Origin of the sequence: methane-oxidizing endosymbiont of Gigantopelta aegis (genome assembly GCF_016097405.1) — a bacterium.
Classification (GTDB): domain Bacteria; phylum Pseudomonadota; class Gammaproteobacteria; order Methylococcales; family Methylomonadaceae; genus Methylomarinum.
The window spans coordinates 1,465,549-1,482,369 of the sequence record NZ_JAEHGD010000001.1; the positions used below are offsets into that span (position 1 = coordinate 1,465,549).

The 16,821-nt window shown below is 45.1% G+C and carries 18 protein-coding genes; 10 read left to right on the forward strand and 8 right to left on the reverse strand.

Annotated features, from left to right (window positions below; all coding sequences use genetic code 11):
• Positions 1-4: 4 nt before the first annotated feature.
• Positions 5-2,929: a CRISPR-associated endonuclease Cas3'' gene (locus JEU20_RS07325; RefSeq protein WP_198244593.1), complete on the reverse strand. Its 2,925-nt coding sequence runs from the start codon at positions 2,927-2,929 to the stop codon at positions 5-7.
• 83 nt (positions 2,930-3,012) lie between these two features.
• Here JEU20_RS07325 and JEU20_RS07330 point away from each other — a divergent pair, with 83 nt between their 5' ends.
• Genes JEU20_RS07330 through JEU20_RS15865 form a run of 3 tightly spaced genes read left to right on the forward strand, consistent with a single transcriptional unit; the run spans position 3,013 to position 3,568 of the window.
• Positions 3,013-3,210, forward strand: coding sequence for a type II toxin-antitoxin system VapB family antitoxin (locus JEU20_RS07330; protein ID WP_198245940.1), 198 nt, complete (start codon positions 3,013-3,015; stop codon positions 3,208-3,210).
• Positions 3,207-3,332: a PIN domain-containing protein gene (locus tag JEU20_RS15860; protein WP_425356685.1), complete on the forward strand. Its 126-nt coding sequence runs from the start codon at positions 3,207-3,209 to the stop codon at positions 3,330-3,332. Before JEU20_RS07330 ends, JEU20_RS15860 begins: the two co-directional genes overlap by 4 nt.
• Positions 3,333-3,349: 17 nt before the next feature.
• Entirely contained in the window at positions 3,350-3,568 is a 219-nt protein-coding gene (locus JEU20_RS15865; protein ID WP_425356686.1) for a hypothetical protein, read from the forward strand.
• On the opposite strand, the gene cas1f is transcribed toward JEU20_RS15865, so the two are convergent.
• Positions 3,553-4,515 (reverse strand): type I-F CRISPR-associated endonuclease Cas1f, encoded by a 963-nt coding sequence (cas1f, locus tag JEU20_RS07340; protein ID WP_198244595.1) that lies wholly within the window; start codon positions 4,513-4,515, stop codon positions 3,553-3,555. The genes JEU20_RS15865 and cas1f overlap by 16 nt on opposite strands.
• A gap of 682 nt (positions 4,516-5,197) precedes the next feature.
• Positions 5,198-6,379: a pyridoxal phosphate-dependent aminotransferase gene (locus JEU20_RS07345; protein ID WP_198244596.1), complete on the reverse strand. Its 1,182-nt coding sequence runs from the start codon at positions 6,377-6,379 to the stop codon at positions 5,198-5,200.
• A gap of 86 nt (positions 6,380-6,465) precedes the next feature.
• Here JEU20_RS07345 and uvrB point away from each other — a divergent pair, with 86 nt between their 5' ends.
• A complete protein-coding gene (gene uvrB / locus JEU20_RS07350) occupies positions 6,466-8,472 on the forward strand; it encodes an excinuclease ABC subunit UvrB (RefSeq protein ID WP_198244598.1) in 2,007 nt (668 codons plus the stop codon).
• A gap of 10 nt (positions 8,473-8,482) precedes the next feature.
• Positions 8,483-9,178, forward strand: coding sequence for an SDR family oxidoreductase (locus tag JEU20_RS07355; RefSeq protein ID WP_198244600.1), 696 nt, complete (start codon positions 8,483-8,485; stop codon positions 9,176-9,178).
• 128 nt (positions 9,179-9,306) lie between these two features.
• On the opposite strand, the gene JEU20_RS07360 is transcribed toward JEU20_RS07355, so the two are convergent.
• Positions 9,307-11,028 carry a putative bifunctional diguanylate cyclase/phosphodiesterase gene (locus tag JEU20_RS07360; protein ID WP_198244602.1) on the reverse strand — a complete coding sequence of 574 codons (1,722 nt, stop codon included), beginning with the start codon at positions 11,026-11,028 and terminating at the stop codon, positions 9,307-9,309.
• Between the two features lie 64 nt (positions 11,029-11,092).
• On the opposite strand from JEU20_RS07360, the gene JEU20_RS07365 reads away from it, so the two are divergent.
• Both JEU20_RS07365 and JEU20_RS07370 read left to right on the forward strand, forming a co-directional pair.
• On the forward strand, positions 11,093-11,434 hold the full coding sequence (locus JEU20_RS07365) for an IS630 transposase-related protein (RefSeq protein ID WP_198243707.1): 342 nt from the start codon (positions 11,093-11,095) through the stop codon (positions 11,432-11,434).
• Positions 11,385-11,930 (forward strand): IS630 family transposase, encoded by a 546-nt coding sequence (locus JEU20_RS07370; RefSeq protein WP_198245841.1) that lies wholly within the window; start codon positions 11,385-11,387, stop codon positions 11,928-11,930. Before JEU20_RS07365 ends, JEU20_RS07370 begins: the two co-directional genes overlap by 50 nt.
• Here JEU20_RS07370 and JEU20_RS07375 read toward each other — a convergent pair.
• The 3 genes from JEU20_RS07375 to moaC are packed head-to-tail and all read right to left on the reverse strand — an operon-like array spanning position 11,925 to position 13,827.
• Positions 11,925-12,620, reverse strand: coding sequence for a response regulator (locus tag JEU20_RS07375; RefSeq protein WP_198244604.1), 696 nt, complete (start codon positions 12,618-12,620; stop codon positions 11,925-11,927). The two genes, JEU20_RS07370 and JEU20_RS07375, sit on opposite strands and share 6 nt — an antisense overlap.
• A 33-nt stretch (positions 12,621-12,653) precedes the next feature.
• Positions 12,654-13,349, reverse strand: a complete 696-nt coding sequence (locus JEU20_RS07380) for an ABC transporter permease (protein ID WP_198245942.1) — start codon at positions 13,347-13,349, stop codon at positions 12,654-12,656.
• Positions 13,350-13,353: 4 nt separating this feature from the next.
• On the reverse strand, positions 13,354-13,827 hold the full coding sequence (gene moaC, locus JEU20_RS07385) for a cyclic pyranopterin monophosphate synthase MoaC (protein WP_198244606.1): 474 nt from the start codon (positions 13,825-13,827) through the stop codon (positions 13,354-13,356).
• Positions 13,828-13,875: 48 nt separating this feature from the next.
• Here moaC and moaD point away from each other — a divergent pair, with 48 nt between their 5' ends.
• Both moaD and JEU20_RS07395 read left to right on the forward strand, forming a co-directional pair.
• Positions 13,876-14,115, forward strand: coding sequence for a molybdopterin converting factor subunit 1 (moaD, locus tag JEU20_RS07390; protein ID WP_198244608.1), 240 nt, complete (start codon positions 13,876-13,878; stop codon positions 14,113-14,115).
• Positions 14,112-14,567, forward strand: coding sequence for a molybdenum cofactor biosynthesis protein MoaE (locus JEU20_RS07395; protein WP_198244610.1), 456 nt, complete (start codon positions 14,112-14,114; stop codon positions 14,565-14,567). The genes moaD and JEU20_RS07395 overlap by 4 nt, the downstream gene beginning before the upstream one ends.
• 554 nt (positions 14,568-15,121) lie before the next feature.
• Here the strand turns inward: JEU20_RS07395 and ppa are convergent.
• Positions 15,122-15,670, reverse strand: coding sequence for an inorganic diphosphatase (gene ppa, locus JEU20_RS07400; RefSeq protein WP_198244612.1), 549 nt, complete (start codon positions 15,668-15,670; stop codon positions 15,122-15,124).
• A gap of 143 nt (positions 15,671-15,813) precedes the next feature.
• Here ppa and JEU20_RS07405 point away from each other — a divergent pair, with 143 nt between their 5' ends.
• Positions 15,814-16,614, forward strand: coding sequence for a DUF2797 domain-containing protein (locus JEU20_RS07405; RefSeq protein ID WP_198245944.1), 801 nt, complete (start codon positions 15,814-15,816; stop codon positions 16,612-16,614).
• The last annotated feature ends 207 nt before the right edge of the window (positions 16,615-16,821 follow it).

Sequence of the window (16,821 nt, forward strand, 5' to 3'; positions counted from 1 at the left end):
AGTTTTAATCCTCATCATTGAATTGCTTGATTGAAATTGCCCCGATGGGCTGTTTGATTCCTTGTGCGTAGTAAATGGCAAAAGGATGTGGTTGTGCCTCGACTTTTTTCAGGTCAAATGGCGTGTAACTTAAATAAACGGGTTTTTCCGGGTCTCTGGCTTCGTTTATCAACACCTTGTCGTTATAGGATTTTTTAACACCATCCACGATGTTGTGATGTTTTTTAGCCATAAAGGACAATAAATTTTGTTTACTGTCACCATAGCCACAAATTTCATCAACGGGTGCGGTAAGTTCTCCAGGCTCTTGTACCGCATATTGATCAAGAAAGTTTTTGTCTGAAAAGCCCTTAACCTCACACACCGCCATCTGGACAAAGCGATTATCGCCCCGAAGAGAATGTTTTTTGATTTTGACAGGTGACTCTTTCTTCAGCCTGATCCGCACCGGATCCATTAACTTGCTTTCCAGCACTTGAACACTGGTTTTGAGCGATTGAATAAAATCCTGCTCAATGGCTTTAAGGCTGGTCTTATCACCATAAAACTGTCGATAAAGGTCATATAATTTGGTCAATGTAACCTCTTCGTTATTGTCCAGTTTGTCCTGCAAGAATTCATTCCAAGCCTTTGCGCTTTGCAAACTATGCAAACGATTTAGAAACCGCGCACAAGCACTTTGCTGTTTACCGCTTTGCGCCAGACTATTGGGTATGGCAATGGTGTACTGGCAGACTTCTGTATGTTCCGCAAAGCGGTTTAACCGTCCCATGCGTTGCAGCCAGTTTTCCGCATGGGTAAATTCACTGATCATATTGCGGCAACTGATATTCAAGGCCGCCTGAACGATTGGACCGCTGCGTAGCAAGTCATATTGCCATTGGCCTTGCTGACCAAACTGCTCTATCGTTTTTTGAAATAAGGTTTTCTTGTCGCTATTGGTGAATTTTGAATGCAGTAATAGCGCATTTTCCTGTTGCTGATTATGAATAAAGCTCAGCTGTGCTGTTGTTGCGGTATTACTGATGACGAAGGTTTGCGCCGGTTGCTTCCGGTAGAGAGAATTGGATTCATCTTTTGTTTTTTCTTCAAAAGACTCAAATACAATTTTATATCGGCTTTGGTTAAAGCTGGGAACTGAAACTATATCTTCATTCTGAATATCCAAGAACTCACGCACAAAGTAATAATTTGGCGTGGCTGAAACCAGCAGCGCTTTTCCTTGTTCATATTGTAATGCCTTGCATTTGACTAGTTCTGCAAACAACAGATTAAATGCGGGCATGTTGATGTATTCATGAAATTCATCGAATACGATATGCGCCGTCATAAAATCCACCAGATTAGTGACCTGACGGTGGGTAATTATGGCATTGGTTAGCTGGTCTATCGTGGTAATTACAATATCCCCGGTAAAAAAATCCTTTTCGTCCGTTTCCTGCTCTTTTCCGCTGACTTTCTGGAGCTTGAACTCCCCGGTAAAAATTTCAATCGTACTGTCTGGCAAATATTCTGATTGCATTAAGTCATGATACAAGCCCTGACAAACCTGTACCCGTGGACAAATCCATAAAATCCGTTGTACATCCGTATTTAACGCCCATTCCAAAGCAATCTTGGTTTTACCGCATCCTGCCGGGCCTTGTAGCACTTTAACATTACTCTCGTCTGCAATCGTTTCCGCAAGTTTCCGTGCTGCAATGGCTTGTTGCTTGTTTCGTTCACTATCGGCATTGGGCATCTGTTTAAATTGTTGTAAACATTGCTCGATCTGGCGGGACAAATCCGTTTTTTGTTCCAGTTTATCCACCATTAACTGTTCCAGTGTTTTTTCCTCCAAATGCTGGGCTAATTCTTCTGCCGATAAAGCAGAAACCAATCGGTCGGCTGTAATGATAGCAGTTCTCGCCAGATTGTTTTTGGCATTTTTCAGGATATTGGTTTTGTAATCAGCAACCTTCTCACGGGAGGAATAAATTTTGTATTCTGGCAAAAAATAACGTTCCAGATCATCAACGGCATCGGCTGAAATTTCATCCTTGGGTAAGGTAATTTCCAGCCGGTCATCCTGTAGATACTGACTGGCAAGATAATTGACTCGCTTGAGTATTGTTTGCATGGTTTTACAAACATCATTCAATGCCTGTTCACCAATATTGTTTTTGAGCTGATCGTAAAATGTAATCAGTTTTTTATGATCATTTTTTGGGTTTCTAAGCGGCTTGGCATGATGCCAGTAAATCACATGAGCAACCCTTTCCAGACTTTCCTTGTTGCCGCAGTCATCCTGATTCAATAATTGAAACAACAATAATGAAACTTCATTGTGGGTAGGATGTTTTTCAAACGAAAATTTACCCGTTTTCTTATCAATATGTTGTCCTTCTTCAGGGATTTCATCTGGACATGTTTTCTTTTTCAATTCATTTGCTAGCCAATCCTGAAAACCAGGCTCTACTTTTCCGGAGTCGTGCATACACCCTGCGATACAGGCTGCTTTTGCCAGTTTATCATCATTCACTAATTGTTTAACGAGCTGATAAGCCAAAAAACCAACCGCAAATAAATGTTGATATAAAGGTTGGCGTTTTGTATTGGCGAGAATCTTATCCGTTTTAAACTGGGATTCATCCATTATTAACTCCTCTTCAGTGTAATTAACGGGGACATAGCCCCAATCGTTGAATTTTTCTTTATTCCCCACCACCCACAACAATTCACTACGGCTGCGGCTCCTGATCCAATGACAAGAAACGGCGGTATTTTTGGTTGCTGACTTGCGTAACAGTTTTTTTACCGCCTGCAAGCCTTCTTCGGTGATGACAGTTTGCCAGGTGCGGCTGCCGATGCGGTTGGCGAAGGCGTCCAGTACCCTGCGGGTGCGGTTCAGGGCTTTTTTCTCGCATTCGGAGACGAAGGTGACCATCATAAAATTATTCCAGGTGTATTTCGTTGAAAAGGCATCAAATCAGATGCATAATGATGCTTATTTTTTATGTAATGGTAACCAATATGCGCACCACAATAAATATTGATGATGACTTGTATCAACACGCTGTTCAGCTAACCGGAAAAAAGGAAAAAACGGCATTGGTCCGAGAAGCATTGAAAGCACTGATTGAAAGAGAAAGTGCCAAACGATTGGCAAAACTGGCTGGTAGCGAGCCGCAACTGGAGAATATCCCTCGGCGACGAGCTGTAAACGAATGATTCTGGTCGATACTTCGGTCTGGGTTGATTTTTTACGCGCAGGAGATTTGCACGTTTCCCATTTGCTGGAAGCCTCTTCTGTGTGTATGCATCCGATGGTGATCGGTGAACTGGCAACCTGAAAAACCGCGAGCAACTCATGGCGTTATGGCGAAATTTGCCAAAAGCAATAGAAGCCTCCCATGATGAGGTTCTGTATTTTCTTGAATGCAATGCCTTGTCAGGTAAAGGAATTGGTTTTATTGATCTGCATTTATTGGCCTCAACCGCTTTAACAGAATCCGCTTTTTTGTGGACACGAGACAAACGATTGCAGCAGATTGCGAGTGCATTAAACATCGCTTATTCTCCCTCCTGAACTTTGTCCCAGTTTTGTAATGCGGTCTCCTTCACGCATTCAAACATGAAATCCAGCGCCTTGTGTTGGGTGAATTTTTGCAGGATTTGCTGGCGAAATTCCTGTTCGCTCATTTTTTCTTTGGCACAGATAAAGGCCCAGGGCAGGATGATGGCATCTTTGATTAAATCGGCGACATCGAACACTAACGCGCCGCGTCTGGTTTTACCATGCATGACGGCGAATCCATGCGGAATCCCTAATACCCAGAGTGTCGTCGCACCCAGCCCATAGGCCAGATAGTTACCGTGATTCAAAAATGCATTGGCGTCATCTGTGCTGTCAAAATTACGGACAAAATCGCCAGTTTGAGTACGCGAAACGGCGATTTTGTAAAGGCGTTTGGTCAGTTGCGCTTCGGTCAGTAACAATTGGGTGACGTTGGGTATTTGATCAATTTTTTCGGCAAAGCCAGCTAATGCCTTGTCAATGTCGTCGTTATCAACTGCAAACCCTTCTAGTTGCAAGTCCTTGTCTTTTGACCAAGTATGGCGGATAAATTGAATGCGTTGTTGTTGAAACTGTTTGGCAACGGTTAAGCGCTTTTGTTCTTCAAACCAGAAGGCCAGCCAGCCTTGTACATATTCAGTGGGACGGTATTCGCTTTGTGGTGTCAACCATTCAATTTCATTCCCCATCAGTAAAGGCGTACCACCGCCACCACAAAAGCCAATCAAAACACCGGCGGATGCCAGCATTCTGACCGCAGCCTGAGTGATGGATGTGCCGGTTCCCAGTAACAGTACGGTGGTATTGGCGATGGGGATATTCCAGTACTGTTTTTCTTCCTGGGCTTCGGTCAGATAGAGAACGCGGCCGTCTTTTTGCATCACTCGGCATTTTTCCAGGTAGTAGATGTTGGCGCGTTTGGAATGAAGGATGGCTTTTAAATCGGTGAGTTGTTCCATACGGGTAACGATGTTGAGATGATGAAGACAACTGAATCATAGTTCAGTGGCTTGATATTACAATCTGATGTTACGCGGTGGCTCTTTAATTTCATTTCCATGATTCGCCGTTCACCATTACCGAGAAAAAGCCATCTCTGGCCTCTATCTTTTATCGACACAGAGACCACAGAGCGCACAGAGTTATCCCCTGGTTCCCGCTGCTCTTGCGTGGGAATGAGGGAATCACAATTGCACCTAGGCACTGACTGCTATTTATCCAGCACCTCAGAATACCTCGTCATTCATGGCGAGGAGGAAAAGGTGCAGTATTTTTCTTAAAGAAAACCTTGTCCTTCAGGACGAGGTGCTGGATAAATCGTACTCACGCAGGTAGCGAGGGTACGATAAAAGAGATCGCAGAGTTATCGTTTGTATCGTTTAATGCCCTTGAGTGGTCTGGATTCATGCTGTTATCAACGACTCTGTTGAAATATCTGTTGTTTATCCTTGCTGCACGGTTTCATTCTCTGTGCTCTCAGTGGTCTGAAGTGTCTATATGGGGTCCTACGCAGGAGTGTGGGAATGAGGGAAGAGTTACTGCGTAACATCAGTTACAATCATCGTTGATGGTGGGGAGAGGAGGGTGGCCTCACACGTGATGGGCTAATGTCTTTAGCGTGTGAGGCTGGTTTAGGGGGGCTTAAAGTGCTTGTTTGATGCGATCTAGCGCGTTGCTTAAGTTTTCCATGCTGGTTGCGATGGAGATACGAATATGGCCTGGGCAGCCGAAGGCCGTGCCGGGCACCAGGGCGACGCCGGCTTTTTCGATTAAATATTCGGCAAAGTCCAGGTCTGAATCGATACCGCTGAGTTTTTCCAAGGCTTTTTGGATATTCGGAAAAACATAAAAGGTGCCGTCGGTAGCCATGCAGTCGATACCATCAATTTTATTCAGTTCTTCAACGACAAAATCATGGCGTTTTTTAAATTCCAGCATCATATCATCAATACAGCTTTGATCGCCTGTTATGGCAGCTTCTGCAGCAACCTGTGAAATTGATGTGGGGTTGGATGTGCTTTGTGACTGGATTTTACGCATGGCGGCGATAATTTCAACGGGGCCACCGGCATAACCGATACGCCAGCCTGTCATGGAGTAGGCTTTGGAGACGCCATTTAACACCATGGTGCGTGGATAAAGATCGGGACAAGCATTGAGAATATTCACAAAGCTGCCTTTTTGCCACAAGATGTGTTCATACATATCGTCGGTTGCAATCACGATATCGGGGTAGTCCAGTAGCACTTCGGCCAGTGCTTTCAGTTCGTCCAGGCTGTAGGCGACGCCGGTAGGGTTTGACGGGCTGTTAATAACCATCAGCCGGGTTTTATCGGTAATCGCATTGCGTAGCTGCTCTGGACTGATTTTAAAGTGTTGCGCCTGAGTGGTTTCAACGATGACCGGTGTGGCTTCCGCCAGTAAGACCATGTCGGGATAAGAGACCCAGTAAGGTGCTGGAATGATGACTTCATCGCCTGGGTTTAACAAGGCTTGAGCCAGATTGTAAAAACTTTGTTTACCGCCGCAGGATACCAAAATTTGATTAAGCTGATAATCAAAACCATTGTCGCGTTTGAATTTGTCGATAATGGCTTGTTTAAGACTTGGAATACCATCGACAGCGGTATATTTGGTAAAGCCTTTGTTTAATGCGTCGATAGCGGCAGCTTTGATATGATCGGGGGTGTCGAAGTCGGGTTCACCTGCACCGAGTCCGATAATGTCCTTTCCTGCCGCACGCATTTCCGCGGCTCGGGCGGTAATGGCTAACGTTGGGGAAGGTTTAACCGCTTTGACTCTGTTTGAAAGTTGAATGGTCATGATTCCTCAATCCAAAACATGTTAAATAACTCAATATTATAACGCGATGTTATATAATGCCCTAATTTAAAAGGTTGTTTTTGTTCGTGAAAAAAGCATTTGAAATTCAGAGTCGTTATCAGCCTGCAGGTGATCAGCCGGAAGCCATCGCGCGCCTGGTCGAGGGGTTGGAAGATGGTGAATTGCATCAAACCTTGCTTGGTGTGACAGGTTCCGGGAAAACCTTCACCATGGCCAATGTGATTCAAAAGACGCAACGGCCGGCGATGATTCTGGCACCTAACAAGACATTGGCGGCACAGTTGTATGGGGAAATGAAGGAGTTTTTCCCAAAAAACAGTGTTGAATATTTTGTATCTTATTATGATTATTATCAACCCGAAGCCTACGTGCCTGCGTCGGATACTTTTATCGACAAGGATGCCGCATTAAACGAACATATCGAGCAAATGCGATTGTCGGCGACTAAAGCGTTAATTGAGCGGCGCGATACCATCGTGGTGGCGACGGTTTCGTCGATTTATGGGCTTGGTGAGCCGGCCTCTTATTTTAAAATGGTTTTACATCTGGTACGGGGCGATATGATCAGTCAGCGCGATATTTTGCGGCGATTGGCGGAAATGCAATATACCCGCAACGATACCGATCTGCGGCGTGCGACCTACCGGGTGCGCGGCGATGTGATTGATGTATTTCCGGCTGAATCTGAAGAACAGGCGCTCAGGATTGAATTGTTTGATGATGAAATTGAACGCTTGTCGATGTTTGATCCGTTGACTGGCGAAGTATTGTACAAACTGGCGCGTTTTACACTGTATCCCAAAACGCACTATGTCACACCACGTGAAAAGCTGCTCAGTGCGGTCGATGCGATCAAAGATGAGCTCAAGCAACGCCTGGAACAATTACGCGACTTGAACAAGCTGGTTGAAGCGCAGCGCCTGGAGCAACGTACCCTGTTTGATATCGAAATGATTTTGGAGGTAGGGTATTGCTCTGGGATCGAAAACTATTCGCGTTATTTATCGGGGCGAGGGCCGGGCGAGTCACCACCGACCATGTTTGATTATTTACCCGATGATGCGTTGGTATTTATTGATGAAAGCCATGTCACCATTCCGCAAATCGGCGCCATGTATAAAGGGGATCGCTCGCGTAAGGAAACATTAGTGGAATACGGATTTCGGTTGCCATCGGCATTGGATAACCGGCCGCTGAAATTTGATGAATTTGAACAGAAGGCGGGGCAGCGTATTTATGTTTCGGCGACGCCCGGCCCTTATGAAAAAGAGCATTCGGGTGTTTTTGTCGAGCAGGTCGTGCGACCGACCGGGTTGTTAGATCCTGTGATTGAAGTACGCCCGGCATCCACTCAGGTGGATGATTTGCTGTCCGAGATCCGTATCCGGGTTGAGCGTAAAGAACGGGTATTAGTGACCACGTTGACCAAAAGAATGTCGGAGGACCTGACCGATTATTTGATGGAGCACGATGTCAAGGTACGCTATCTGCATTCCGATATTGATACGGTGGAGCGGGTGGAAATTATTCGTGACCTGCGTCTGGGGCAATTTGATGTGTTGGTCGGGATTAACTTATTGCGGGAAGGATTAGATATTCCAGAAGTTTCACTGGTAGCGATTTTGGATGCCGACAAGGAAGGTTTTTTGCGTTCTGTAGTGTCTTTGGTACAGACGATTGGTCGGGCCGCCCGTAATGTCAATGGCAAAGCTATTCTGTATGGCGATCGTATCACCGAATCTATGCGGCAGGCGATCGAGGAGACAGAGCGACGACGGGAAAAACAAATTCAATTCAACAGGCAGCATGGTATCGAGCCTAAAACCGTGTTCAAGTTGGTCACCGATATTCTGGAAGTCGCGATTCCGGGGGCGGGTACGAAAGTGGCCAAAGTTGATAGCAAAGTTGCAGAAACCCTGGCTGATTACCATGCCTTGTCGCCGAAACAAGCGGCGAAGAAGTTAAAAAAATTGGAAGATCAGATGTATCAGGCGGCAAAGAACCTGGAGTTTGAAGAAGCTGCGCGTATTCGCGATGAGATTAAATTATTGAAAAGTGAAATAGTTGTTTAAGGAGAAAAACATGAAAACGATTTTAATTACCGGGGCTAATCGCGGCATTGGTCTGGCTTTCAGTCAGTTTTATGCGCAACAGGGTGACCAGGTTCTGGCCTGCTGCCGTCATCCTGAAGCGGCAACCGATTTGCAACAGTTGGCTGAAAAACATCCAACCATCCAGTGCTATCAACTGGATGTATTGGATCGGCAAGGCATCGATGATCTCGCCGAAGACTTGGCCGATGTCACGGTTGATATTTTAATCGCTAATGCGGGAATTTATGGTGATAAACCGGAACATCCGTTTGGAAAGCTGGATTATGAGGCATGGTTGAGAACATTGGAAACGAATGTATTGGGTGCGGTTAAAACAGCAGAAGCTTTTTTGCCACACTTAAAACACAGCAAAAAACCCATCATTGCCGCGATCAGTAGTCTGATGGGGAGTATCGCGGATAATGGCAGTGGCGGCAGCATTTGCTATCGTTCCAGTAAGGCGGCGTTGAATGCGGCGATGAAGAGTATTGCTATCGATTTAAAACCCGTCGGAATTGGTGTGCTTATTTTTCACCCGGGATGGGTGCAGACCGATATGGGCGGGCCTAATGCATTGATTGATACAGCGACCAGTGTGAAGGGCATGATGGCAGAGATCAATCAATTCGATTTGTCTAAAACCGGGCAGTTTATCAAATATGATGGTACACCAATGCCTTGGTGATTGATGTGAGGTTTATATAACCATTAAAGGCTAGCCCAGATGCTAGGGCAATTCTGGTTAGTGGAAGTTGCCAGGTTATGGGATTCGGCACGAGACGAGTGGAAAATCGCCCATCACCCGACAGCCTCTTACATGTTTGATGCGAAAATATAGCTTTCAAATTGTTCTAGAGACAACGGTTTACTAAAGTAATAGCCTTGAGCATAATCACAGTTTTCGACCAATAGCTTGAGCTGTTGTTCTCTTTCTACGCCGGTAGCAATAACACGAATTTTAAGACTATTAGCCAGGATTGAAATCCCGTTAATCATGGCGGTATCGGCGTTGTCTTGTGTCATTTTATGAATAAATGAGCGGTCGATTTTAATATAATCGGCCGGCCGTTTTTTCAGGCAGGTTAAAGAAGAATAGCCGGTGCCAAATTTGTCCAGTGCGATTTTAATGCCTGCTTCCTGTAAGGCGAGGATGTTGGCATGATAATGTTTGTTTTCTTCCAGAAATAAGGATTCGTTGACCTCGAAAATGATCCGGTCTGTAGAGATTTGTTTATCATTCAAAATCGTAATCCATTCTTGGTGACAGTTGCTGGTATTGTATTGATGAACCGACTGGTTCAGTGAAATGGAGAGCCGTGGTAGGTTAATCTGAGACCAACGCTGAAAGTGTTCTGTAATTGTGGTGATGACCCAGGTGCCAATCTCCTTAATAATGCCGCTTTCTTCTGCAATCGATAAAAATTGCTCCAGTGGGATGTTACCGTGCTGTGGATCTTGCCAACGTAACAATGCTTCGGCAAAAACGACTTTGTGGCTATGGATATCGATTACCGGTTGATATTCTAGTCTGAATTCATTATTGCGTAAGGCTTTATGGATACGGTTGATAATGGTTTGTCGATGTAGGGTTTCTTGTTGCAACTCGGGCGTGAAAAAATAAAAATTATTGGGTGAATGAGTTTGTTTTTTAGCCTGATACATGGCTTTATCGGCATTTTTCAACAATTCGTCCAGGCTATCGCCATTATCGGGATAGACAGCGATGCCGATGCTGCCGGAAATGAAGATTTGTTGGTTTTCAAATAGTACCGGCTTGGAAAATTCAGTAAAAATCTTTTGTGCAATACGCTCGGCATCGCTGGCTTTTTCCAGTTCTGGCGCCAGGATGACAAATTCATCTCCGCCCAAGCGCGCGATTGTATCGGATTCACGAGTCGCCAGTTTTAATTTGCGCGTTGTTTCTTTTAAAACGAAATCTCCGGCAGCATGGCCTAAATGGTCATTGATCCATTTGAATTTATTCAAATCCAGCAGCATAAGAGCTAAGCAGGATTGATTGCGATGTGCTAGTTTCAGTGCACTTTTCAGCCGGTCGGCGAGTAATATACGATTAGGAATTTGTGTTAATGGATCATAATTTGCCTGAAGTTTGATATTAGCCAATAGAGCCTGCTGGCTGCGAATATCGCGAATCACCGAAATCATTTGGCTGATATGGCCTGATTTATCGCGTAACACGGCTGTGGATTGCCAAACCGGGATGCTTGAATTTTGGCCGTGAAGCTCGGTCTGTCCCTGCCAGAAATAACGTTTTTGGAGGGAGTGTTCAGGGTTTTGCCAATCAAAGTCGGACTTTTCTGTCATTAACAGGCTGGCGGGCTGATATAAAACAGCCGCAGGCGAAAAGTCTGTGAGTTGGGTAAAGCCTGGATTAACAGAAATGATACGGTTTTCTGCGTCACAAATAACTACGGCATCGGGGGTGTAGTCAAAATAGGACAGTTTTACCTGGTTGATTTGTTGAACTGTGTTAGGCGATTGCTTTTTTATCTTGCCCAATATTCGACAGATCATGCCGCGCTCGTTGAGCTCCGGTTTGATATAACTAAAGCAAGATTATGTGGCATAATATATTCCCATGACATACCCTCTTAAATTTCGACAAAAAGTCTTTGCGGTCAAAGAAAAATATGGCCTGACCTTTGAACAGACCAGCGAACGTTTTGATGTGCCGATACGCACCTTATTTCGCTGGCAAAAAAAGCTTGAACCCTGTCTGACTCGAAATAAACCGGCCACAAAAATTGATATGGAAGCGTTGAAGAAAGATGTTGAGCGTTACCCTGATGACTATCAATGGGAAAGAGCGAAACGGTTTAACGTGAGTCAACGGGCGATTGGTTATGCCTTAAAGCGTTTGGGTTTCAGCAATAAAAAAAACACTCAAACATCCAAAAGCGGACGAGCAGGCACGGTCTGATTTCCAAGCGAAAATTGTGGACTACGAGTCCAAAGAGCGACCTATTGTCTATGTGGATGAAAGTGGTTTTGAGCAAAGTATGCCGAGAACGCATGCTTATTCACCGGTAGGCGAGCGGTGCTACGATGTCCATGATTGGCATGCGAAAGGGCGAATTAATGCGATTGGCGCTATGATGGGGTCCGCTTTGGTAACAGTCAGCTTGTTTGAAGGCAGCATTAATGCGGACACTTTTTATGCCTGGTTAACCCAGGATTTGTTACCCAAACTGCCGGAACAGGCTTTCATTGTTATGGACAATGCTGCTTTCCATAAACGTGCAGATATTTTAGATGCCATCAAGCAAACAACCTGCACTCTTGAGTTTCTTCCGCCCTATAGTCCAGACCTTAATCCTATTGAACGCAAATGGGCACAAGCTAAAGCGCTTCGACGACAGCATCGCTGTGATGTCGATACGTTATTTTGCAAATATTTAGATTATGCCAGTTTATAATGCTCTAGCTATATGCAGATGATAAAAAACAGGTCGCCCGGTTTTATCCAGATAACGGAAACTATAATCGACAGGTTCATGCGAAAATAAACAAACATTATTCTGTGTTTTAACCAGGGGGCGATCAGCCGAGTGAATATGTTGAATAAAAGACGCATAACGTGCGCGGTGGGTTTCTTTCTCTCCAGGCCAGTTCCAGTAAACACGGTCTTCAGTCGGCAACCATTCCCATCGGCCCTCTGTTTCCGTTGATGACGGTATCGTTTTTTTACGCTTGAATAGATGCGGGGGGTGTTGCCGGCTGTCATGAAGCTGGAAGAGTTTAACGCATAGGTCTTTGAAGAAAATATGCGGAACCGGGTTTTTAATCACGACGTCCTGGCAGCCTAACTGCATTGCCTTGATGGAGAGTTGAAAATCTTGCCAGGCACTGACCAGAATGGTGGGCAGGTGTTTATTTAATGATTGTAAGCGTTCTAAAAAATTGATGGCGCGACGGGTTTGATCACCCACATCCAAGATCAGGAAATGATAGTGATGAAAGCGAATTTTATAAAAGAAATCATTTTCATCATGAATGCTTTCAATTTGATAGCCCTTGCAGGCAAAGCGCATTTTTAATTGCTGGAGCAGCAGATCATTTTCGTCCGAGCTTTGATCCAGATAAAGTATTTTATAGTTATTTTCCATGGCTGTGAGGATTAAAGCATCATACGCTGAAATTCATCGTAGAGATGTCGATGATAAGTAATGCAAAATAAAATTGGTGGTGAAAGCGATAAGTAACAGGATGATACCTAAAGCCAGACCTAACTCAAAATTGCCTTTGCTGGTTTCCAGTGCGATCGCTGTCGTCATGGTGCGGGTGACGCCTTGAATGTTGCCCCCAAGCATCATGGCGGCGCCGACTTCACCGATGGCGCGACCAAAGGCGGTGACGACGGCGGCTAACAAGGCAAGGCGGCATTCGCTCATGATCGTCTGAATTTTTTGTACTGTATTTGCTCCTAATAACTGTAATGTCTCTAATAAACGGGTATCGCCTGATCTGACGGCTACAATAGTCATGCTTAAAATTAAAGGTAGAATGAGGACTGTTTGGCCTAAAATTACGGCATTTTCAGTATACAGCATCCCCCATTCACCCAGTGGACCACGGCGACTGAGTAAACCGTAAAAAATCAAACCGACCATGACCGTTGGCATGGCAGTCAGGGTTTGCAAAATATGTTGTAGGGCGGTTTTGCCAGGAAATGACTTTATCGCGATTAATACGCCGCAAGGCAGTGCGATGAGGCTGGCGAAAAGACAGGCGGTCAGTGAAATAGTTAACGAGGTGGCGACGATATGCCAGGTTTCTGGGTCAAAATTTAAAATCAAAGCCAGGGCAGCTTGCAAGGCTGTGAAAAAATAATCCATCGCTTCATCGACACCAGTGGCCTGATTTGCCGCCGGATTTTTCCAGTAGTTGAATCGAATGCATGACCATGCCTCGGTCAACGGCTTTACACATGTCGTAGATGGTTAAGAGGGCGATTTGGGTGGCGGTCAATGCCTCCATTTCAACGCCGGTTTGGCCTTGGGTTTTGACGGTGGTCAGGCAATGTACGCCGCCGTTTTCAGGCTGGGGGGTGAGTTTTATCTCAACATGGGTAATGGGGAGTGGGTGACACAGCGGGATTAAATCGGCGGTTTTTTTGCTGGCCATAATGCCGGCAATGCGCGCAATGCCGAGTACATCGCCTTTTTTATGTTGGCCGGATTCGATCAATCGCAGGGTGTCATCCTGCATGCTGATAAAGCCTTCGGTGATGGCGGTGCGAGAGGTGATGGCTTTGTCGCCGACATCCACCATATGTGCTTCGCCGGATTGATTAAAATGCGTCAGTTGAGTCATTGTCAGATAATATATAAAGCATACGATTGTAATATTGAGTGGGGTGCTATGTCGATTAAAGTCCGTTATTTTGCCAGTTTAAAAGAACAGTTAGGGCGTGCCGAAGATGATTTGGCAACGGTGCGAGAATATACAGTCAGTCAAGTCTGGAGCGAGGCCAACCCCGGCCTGGATATGCCTGATAATGTGTTAATTGCCGTCAATATGGCTTATGTCGATCAGACAGCGGTCGTAAAAGATGGCGATGAGGTTGCCTTTTTTCCGCCGGTTACAGGAGGGGAAAGATGAAGGTCAGCGTTATAGATAGTCTGTTTGATCCTTGGCAAGCGGTTGCCGATTACCAACAAGGCTTAACGGCGTTAAAAGGAAAATATGGCGCGACCTGTCTATTTGTCGGCACCATGCGTGATTTCAATCAGGATGATTCGGTTAAAGGCATGTATCTTGAGCATTATCCCGGCATGACTGAAAAACAATTGCTCGCGTGTTTGCAGCAGGCCGCCGATAAATGGCCAGTGCTGGATGCGTTGTTGTTGCATCGGGTTGGGAATATTTATCCCGATGAACCGATTGTCGCTGTGGCCATCTGGAGTTCTCATCGCGGCGATGCCTTTGATGCTTGCCGCTTTGTGATGGAAAGCCTGAAATCAAATGCGCCATTTTGGAAAAAGGAATTGCTGGCCTCCGGCGAATCCCGCTGGGTGGAGAAAAACACGAATGGTTACGCTAAAAAAACATAGCAGATGGAGGTCAGCATCTTCATATCTGATGTTACGCAGTAACTCTTCCCTCATTCCCACACTCCTGCGTAGGACCCCATATAGACACTTCAGACCACTGAGAGCACAGAGAATGAAACCGTACAGCAAGGATAAACAACAGATATTTCAACAGAGTCGTTGATAACATCATGAATCCAGACATCAAAGGCATTAAACGATAATTCTGTGATCTCTTTTATCGTACCCTCTCTACCTGCGTGGGTACGATAAATCCAGCACCTCGTCCTGAAGGACAAGGTTTTCTTTAAGAAAAATAGTGCACCTTTTCATCCTCGCCATGAATGACGAGGTATTCTGAGGTGCTGGATAAATAGCAGTCAGTACCGAGGTGCAATTGTGATTCCCTCATTCCTACGCAAAAGTGCGGGAACCAAGGGATAACTCTGTGTGCTCTGTGGTCTCTGTGTCGATAAGAAATAGAGGCCAGAGATGGCTTTTTCTTTCTCGGTAATGGTGAACGGAGAATCATGGAAATGAAATTAAAGAGCCACCGCGTAACATCAGTTCATATTTTATAAGGCGGGCTCTTCAATCAATTTTTGATAACGCGCAATACTGTCGAGAATTTCCTGTTTGGCTTCATCAGGACCCACCCAGCCATCTAATTTTACCCATTTCCCTTCTTCAAGGTCTTTGTAATGCTCGAAGAAATGGGCGATTTTAGCCAGCTTTTCCGGCTGAATATCTTTATATGAATGAACTTTATTGTAGTAGGGCGATAATTCAGGTGTGGGGACGGCCAGTAATTTTGGATCGGGTCCAGCTTCGTCGCGCATCAAGAGCATGCCGACCGGGCGACAACGGATAAAACAGCCGCTCAGCACCGGCGAGGGGGTAATGACCATGACATCGACCGGGTCACCGTCTTCAGACAGGCTTTGTGGGATATAGCCGTAATTACTGGGGTATTGCATGGATGTGCCCATAAAACGGTCAACCTGCAAGGTCCCACTATATTTATCGACTTCATATTTGACCGGGTCGCTGAATGCCGGTATTTCAATAATGACATTGATAATGTCGGGGATATCGCTGCCCGATGAAATGTGTGAGAAAGCCATTTCGCTCCTTCAATGAAGATTAAATAAGGTATTATAGCAGCTCAATTTTAACAGTTTGATTAAACCGATTGATGGGAGAAACAGGTGTTTTGCCGTAATCATGCCAAAAACAGGAGTGATAAGTGAAAGGTTGTTTGCGAAAAATGGAGGTTTTCTTAACGGAGCCGGTGAGTTATCAAATGCCGTTGGGCGAGGCGCGGATTGCGTTGAATCCCTTGATTGGCAAAAAAATTCAGTTACATTTTACGGGGCAAATTTTTTGTATTCATTGCAATCGAAAAATTAACAAGAGCTTTAATCAGGGCTATTGTTATCCGTGCTTTACCTCATTGGCACAATGCGATATGTGTATCATGAAGCCTGAAACCTGTCATTTTGACCAGGGGACTTGTCGAGAGCCTGACTGGGCTAAGCAGTTTTGTTTCCAACCACATTACGTTTATCTGGCTAATTCATCGGCAATCAAGGTTGGGATTACGCGTGAAAATCAGATTCCGACCCGATGGATCGACCAAGGGGCAGTGCAGGCATTACCCATTTTAAAGGTGAAGTCACGTTATATTTCAGGATTGGTTGAGGTGGCGATAGCTCAGCATGTCAGTGATAAAACCAGTTGGCAGAGAATGCTGAAGAGCCAGGCAGAAACCGTGGATTTAGCCGCGCGACGCGATCAGCTGTTAACCGAATGCGAGCAGGAAATTGCAGAAATTGGTCAGCGCTTTGGCGATGACAGTATAGAATTTCTACCCGATGCCGAGGTTGTGGATATTTTCTACCCGATTTTAACCTATCCGGCTAAAGTCAAATCATTTAATTTTGATAAAAACCCGGATGTCAGTGGAGTACTGGAAGGTATTAAAGGCCAATATCTGTTGTTAGATACCGGGGTGATCAATATTCGTAAATTCGGTGGCTATGAAGTTGAGCTTTCTGTTCCTGATTAGTCCAAATTCTAGTGCAATATCTAGGAGGTTGTCGGATTTAGGAAAATTCTACTGCGACAGTAGGAAATCAAGGACAGTTTTCCCACTCGTCTCGTCACGAATTCCTAAACCCGACAACCTCCTAGGCTGGAGTGAGGTACGTAAACTTTTGTTTTACCTGTCAGGCGTTATCTCTTACAATTCAGATGTTGTTCATCAACACAAAAC

Bases quoted from the DNA above. Each gene is read 5' to 3' on its own strand.
- JEU20_RS07325 (WP_198244593.1), bottom strand. From the start codon at position 2,929: ATGATGGTCACCTTCGTCTCCGAATGCGAGAAAAAAGCCCTGAACCGC.
- JEU20_RS07330 (WP_198245940.1), top strand. From the start codon at position 3,013: ATGCGCACCACAATAAATATTGATGATGACTTGTATCAACACGCTGTT.
- JEU20_RS15860 (WP_425356685.1), top strand. From the start codon at position 3,207: ATGATTCTGGTCGATACTTCGGTCTGGGTTGATTTTTTACGCGCAGGA.
- JEU20_RS15865 (WP_425356686.1), top strand. From the start codon at position 3,350: ATGGCGTTATGGCGAAATTTGCCAAAAGCAATAGAAGCCTCCCATGAT.
- cas1f (WP_198244595.1), bottom strand. From the start codon at position 4,515: ATGGAACAACTCACCGATTTAAAAGCCATCCTTCATTCCAAACGCGCC.
- JEU20_RS07345 (WP_198244596.1), bottom strand. From the start codon at position 6,379: ATGACCATTCAACTTTCAAACAGAGTCAAAGCGGTTAAACCTTCCCCA.
- JEU20_RS07355 (WP_198244600.1), top strand. From the start codon at position 8,483: ATGAAAACGATTTTAATTACCGGGGCTAATCGCGGCATTGGTCTGGCT.
- JEU20_RS07360 (WP_198244602.1), bottom strand. From the start codon at position 11,028: ATGATCTGTCGAATATTGGGCAAGATAAAAAAGCAATCGCCTAACACA.
- JEU20_RS07365 (WP_198243707.1), top strand. From the start codon at position 11,093: ATGACATACCCTCTTAAATTTCGACAAAAAGTCTTTGCGGTCAAAGAA.
- JEU20_RS07375 (WP_198244604.1), bottom strand. From the start codon at position 12,620: ATGGAAAATAACTATAAAATACTTTATCTGGATCAAAGCTCGGACGAA.
- JEU20_RS07380 (WP_198245942.1), bottom strand. From the start codon at position 13,349: ATGGATTATTTTTTCACAGCCTTGCAAGCTGCCCTGGCTTTGATTTTA.
- moaC (WP_198244606.1), bottom strand. From the start codon at position 13,827: ATGACTCAACTGACGCATTTTAATCAATCCGGCGAAGCACATATGGTG.
- moaD (WP_198244608.1), top strand. From the start codon at position 13,876: ATGTCGATTAAAGTCCGTTATTTTGCCAGTTTAAAAGAACAGTTAGGG.
- JEU20_RS07395 (WP_198244610.1), top strand. From the start codon at position 14,112: ATGAAGGTCAGCGTTATAGATAGTCTGTTTGATCCTTGGCAAGCGGTT.
- ppa (WP_198244612.1), bottom strand. From the start codon at position 15,670: ATGGCTTTCTCACACATTTCATCGGGCAGCGATATCCCCGACATTATC.
- JEU20_RS07405 (WP_198245944.1), top strand. From the start codon at position 15,814: ATGGAGGTTTTCTTAACGGAGCCGGTGAGTTATCAAATGCCGTTGGGC.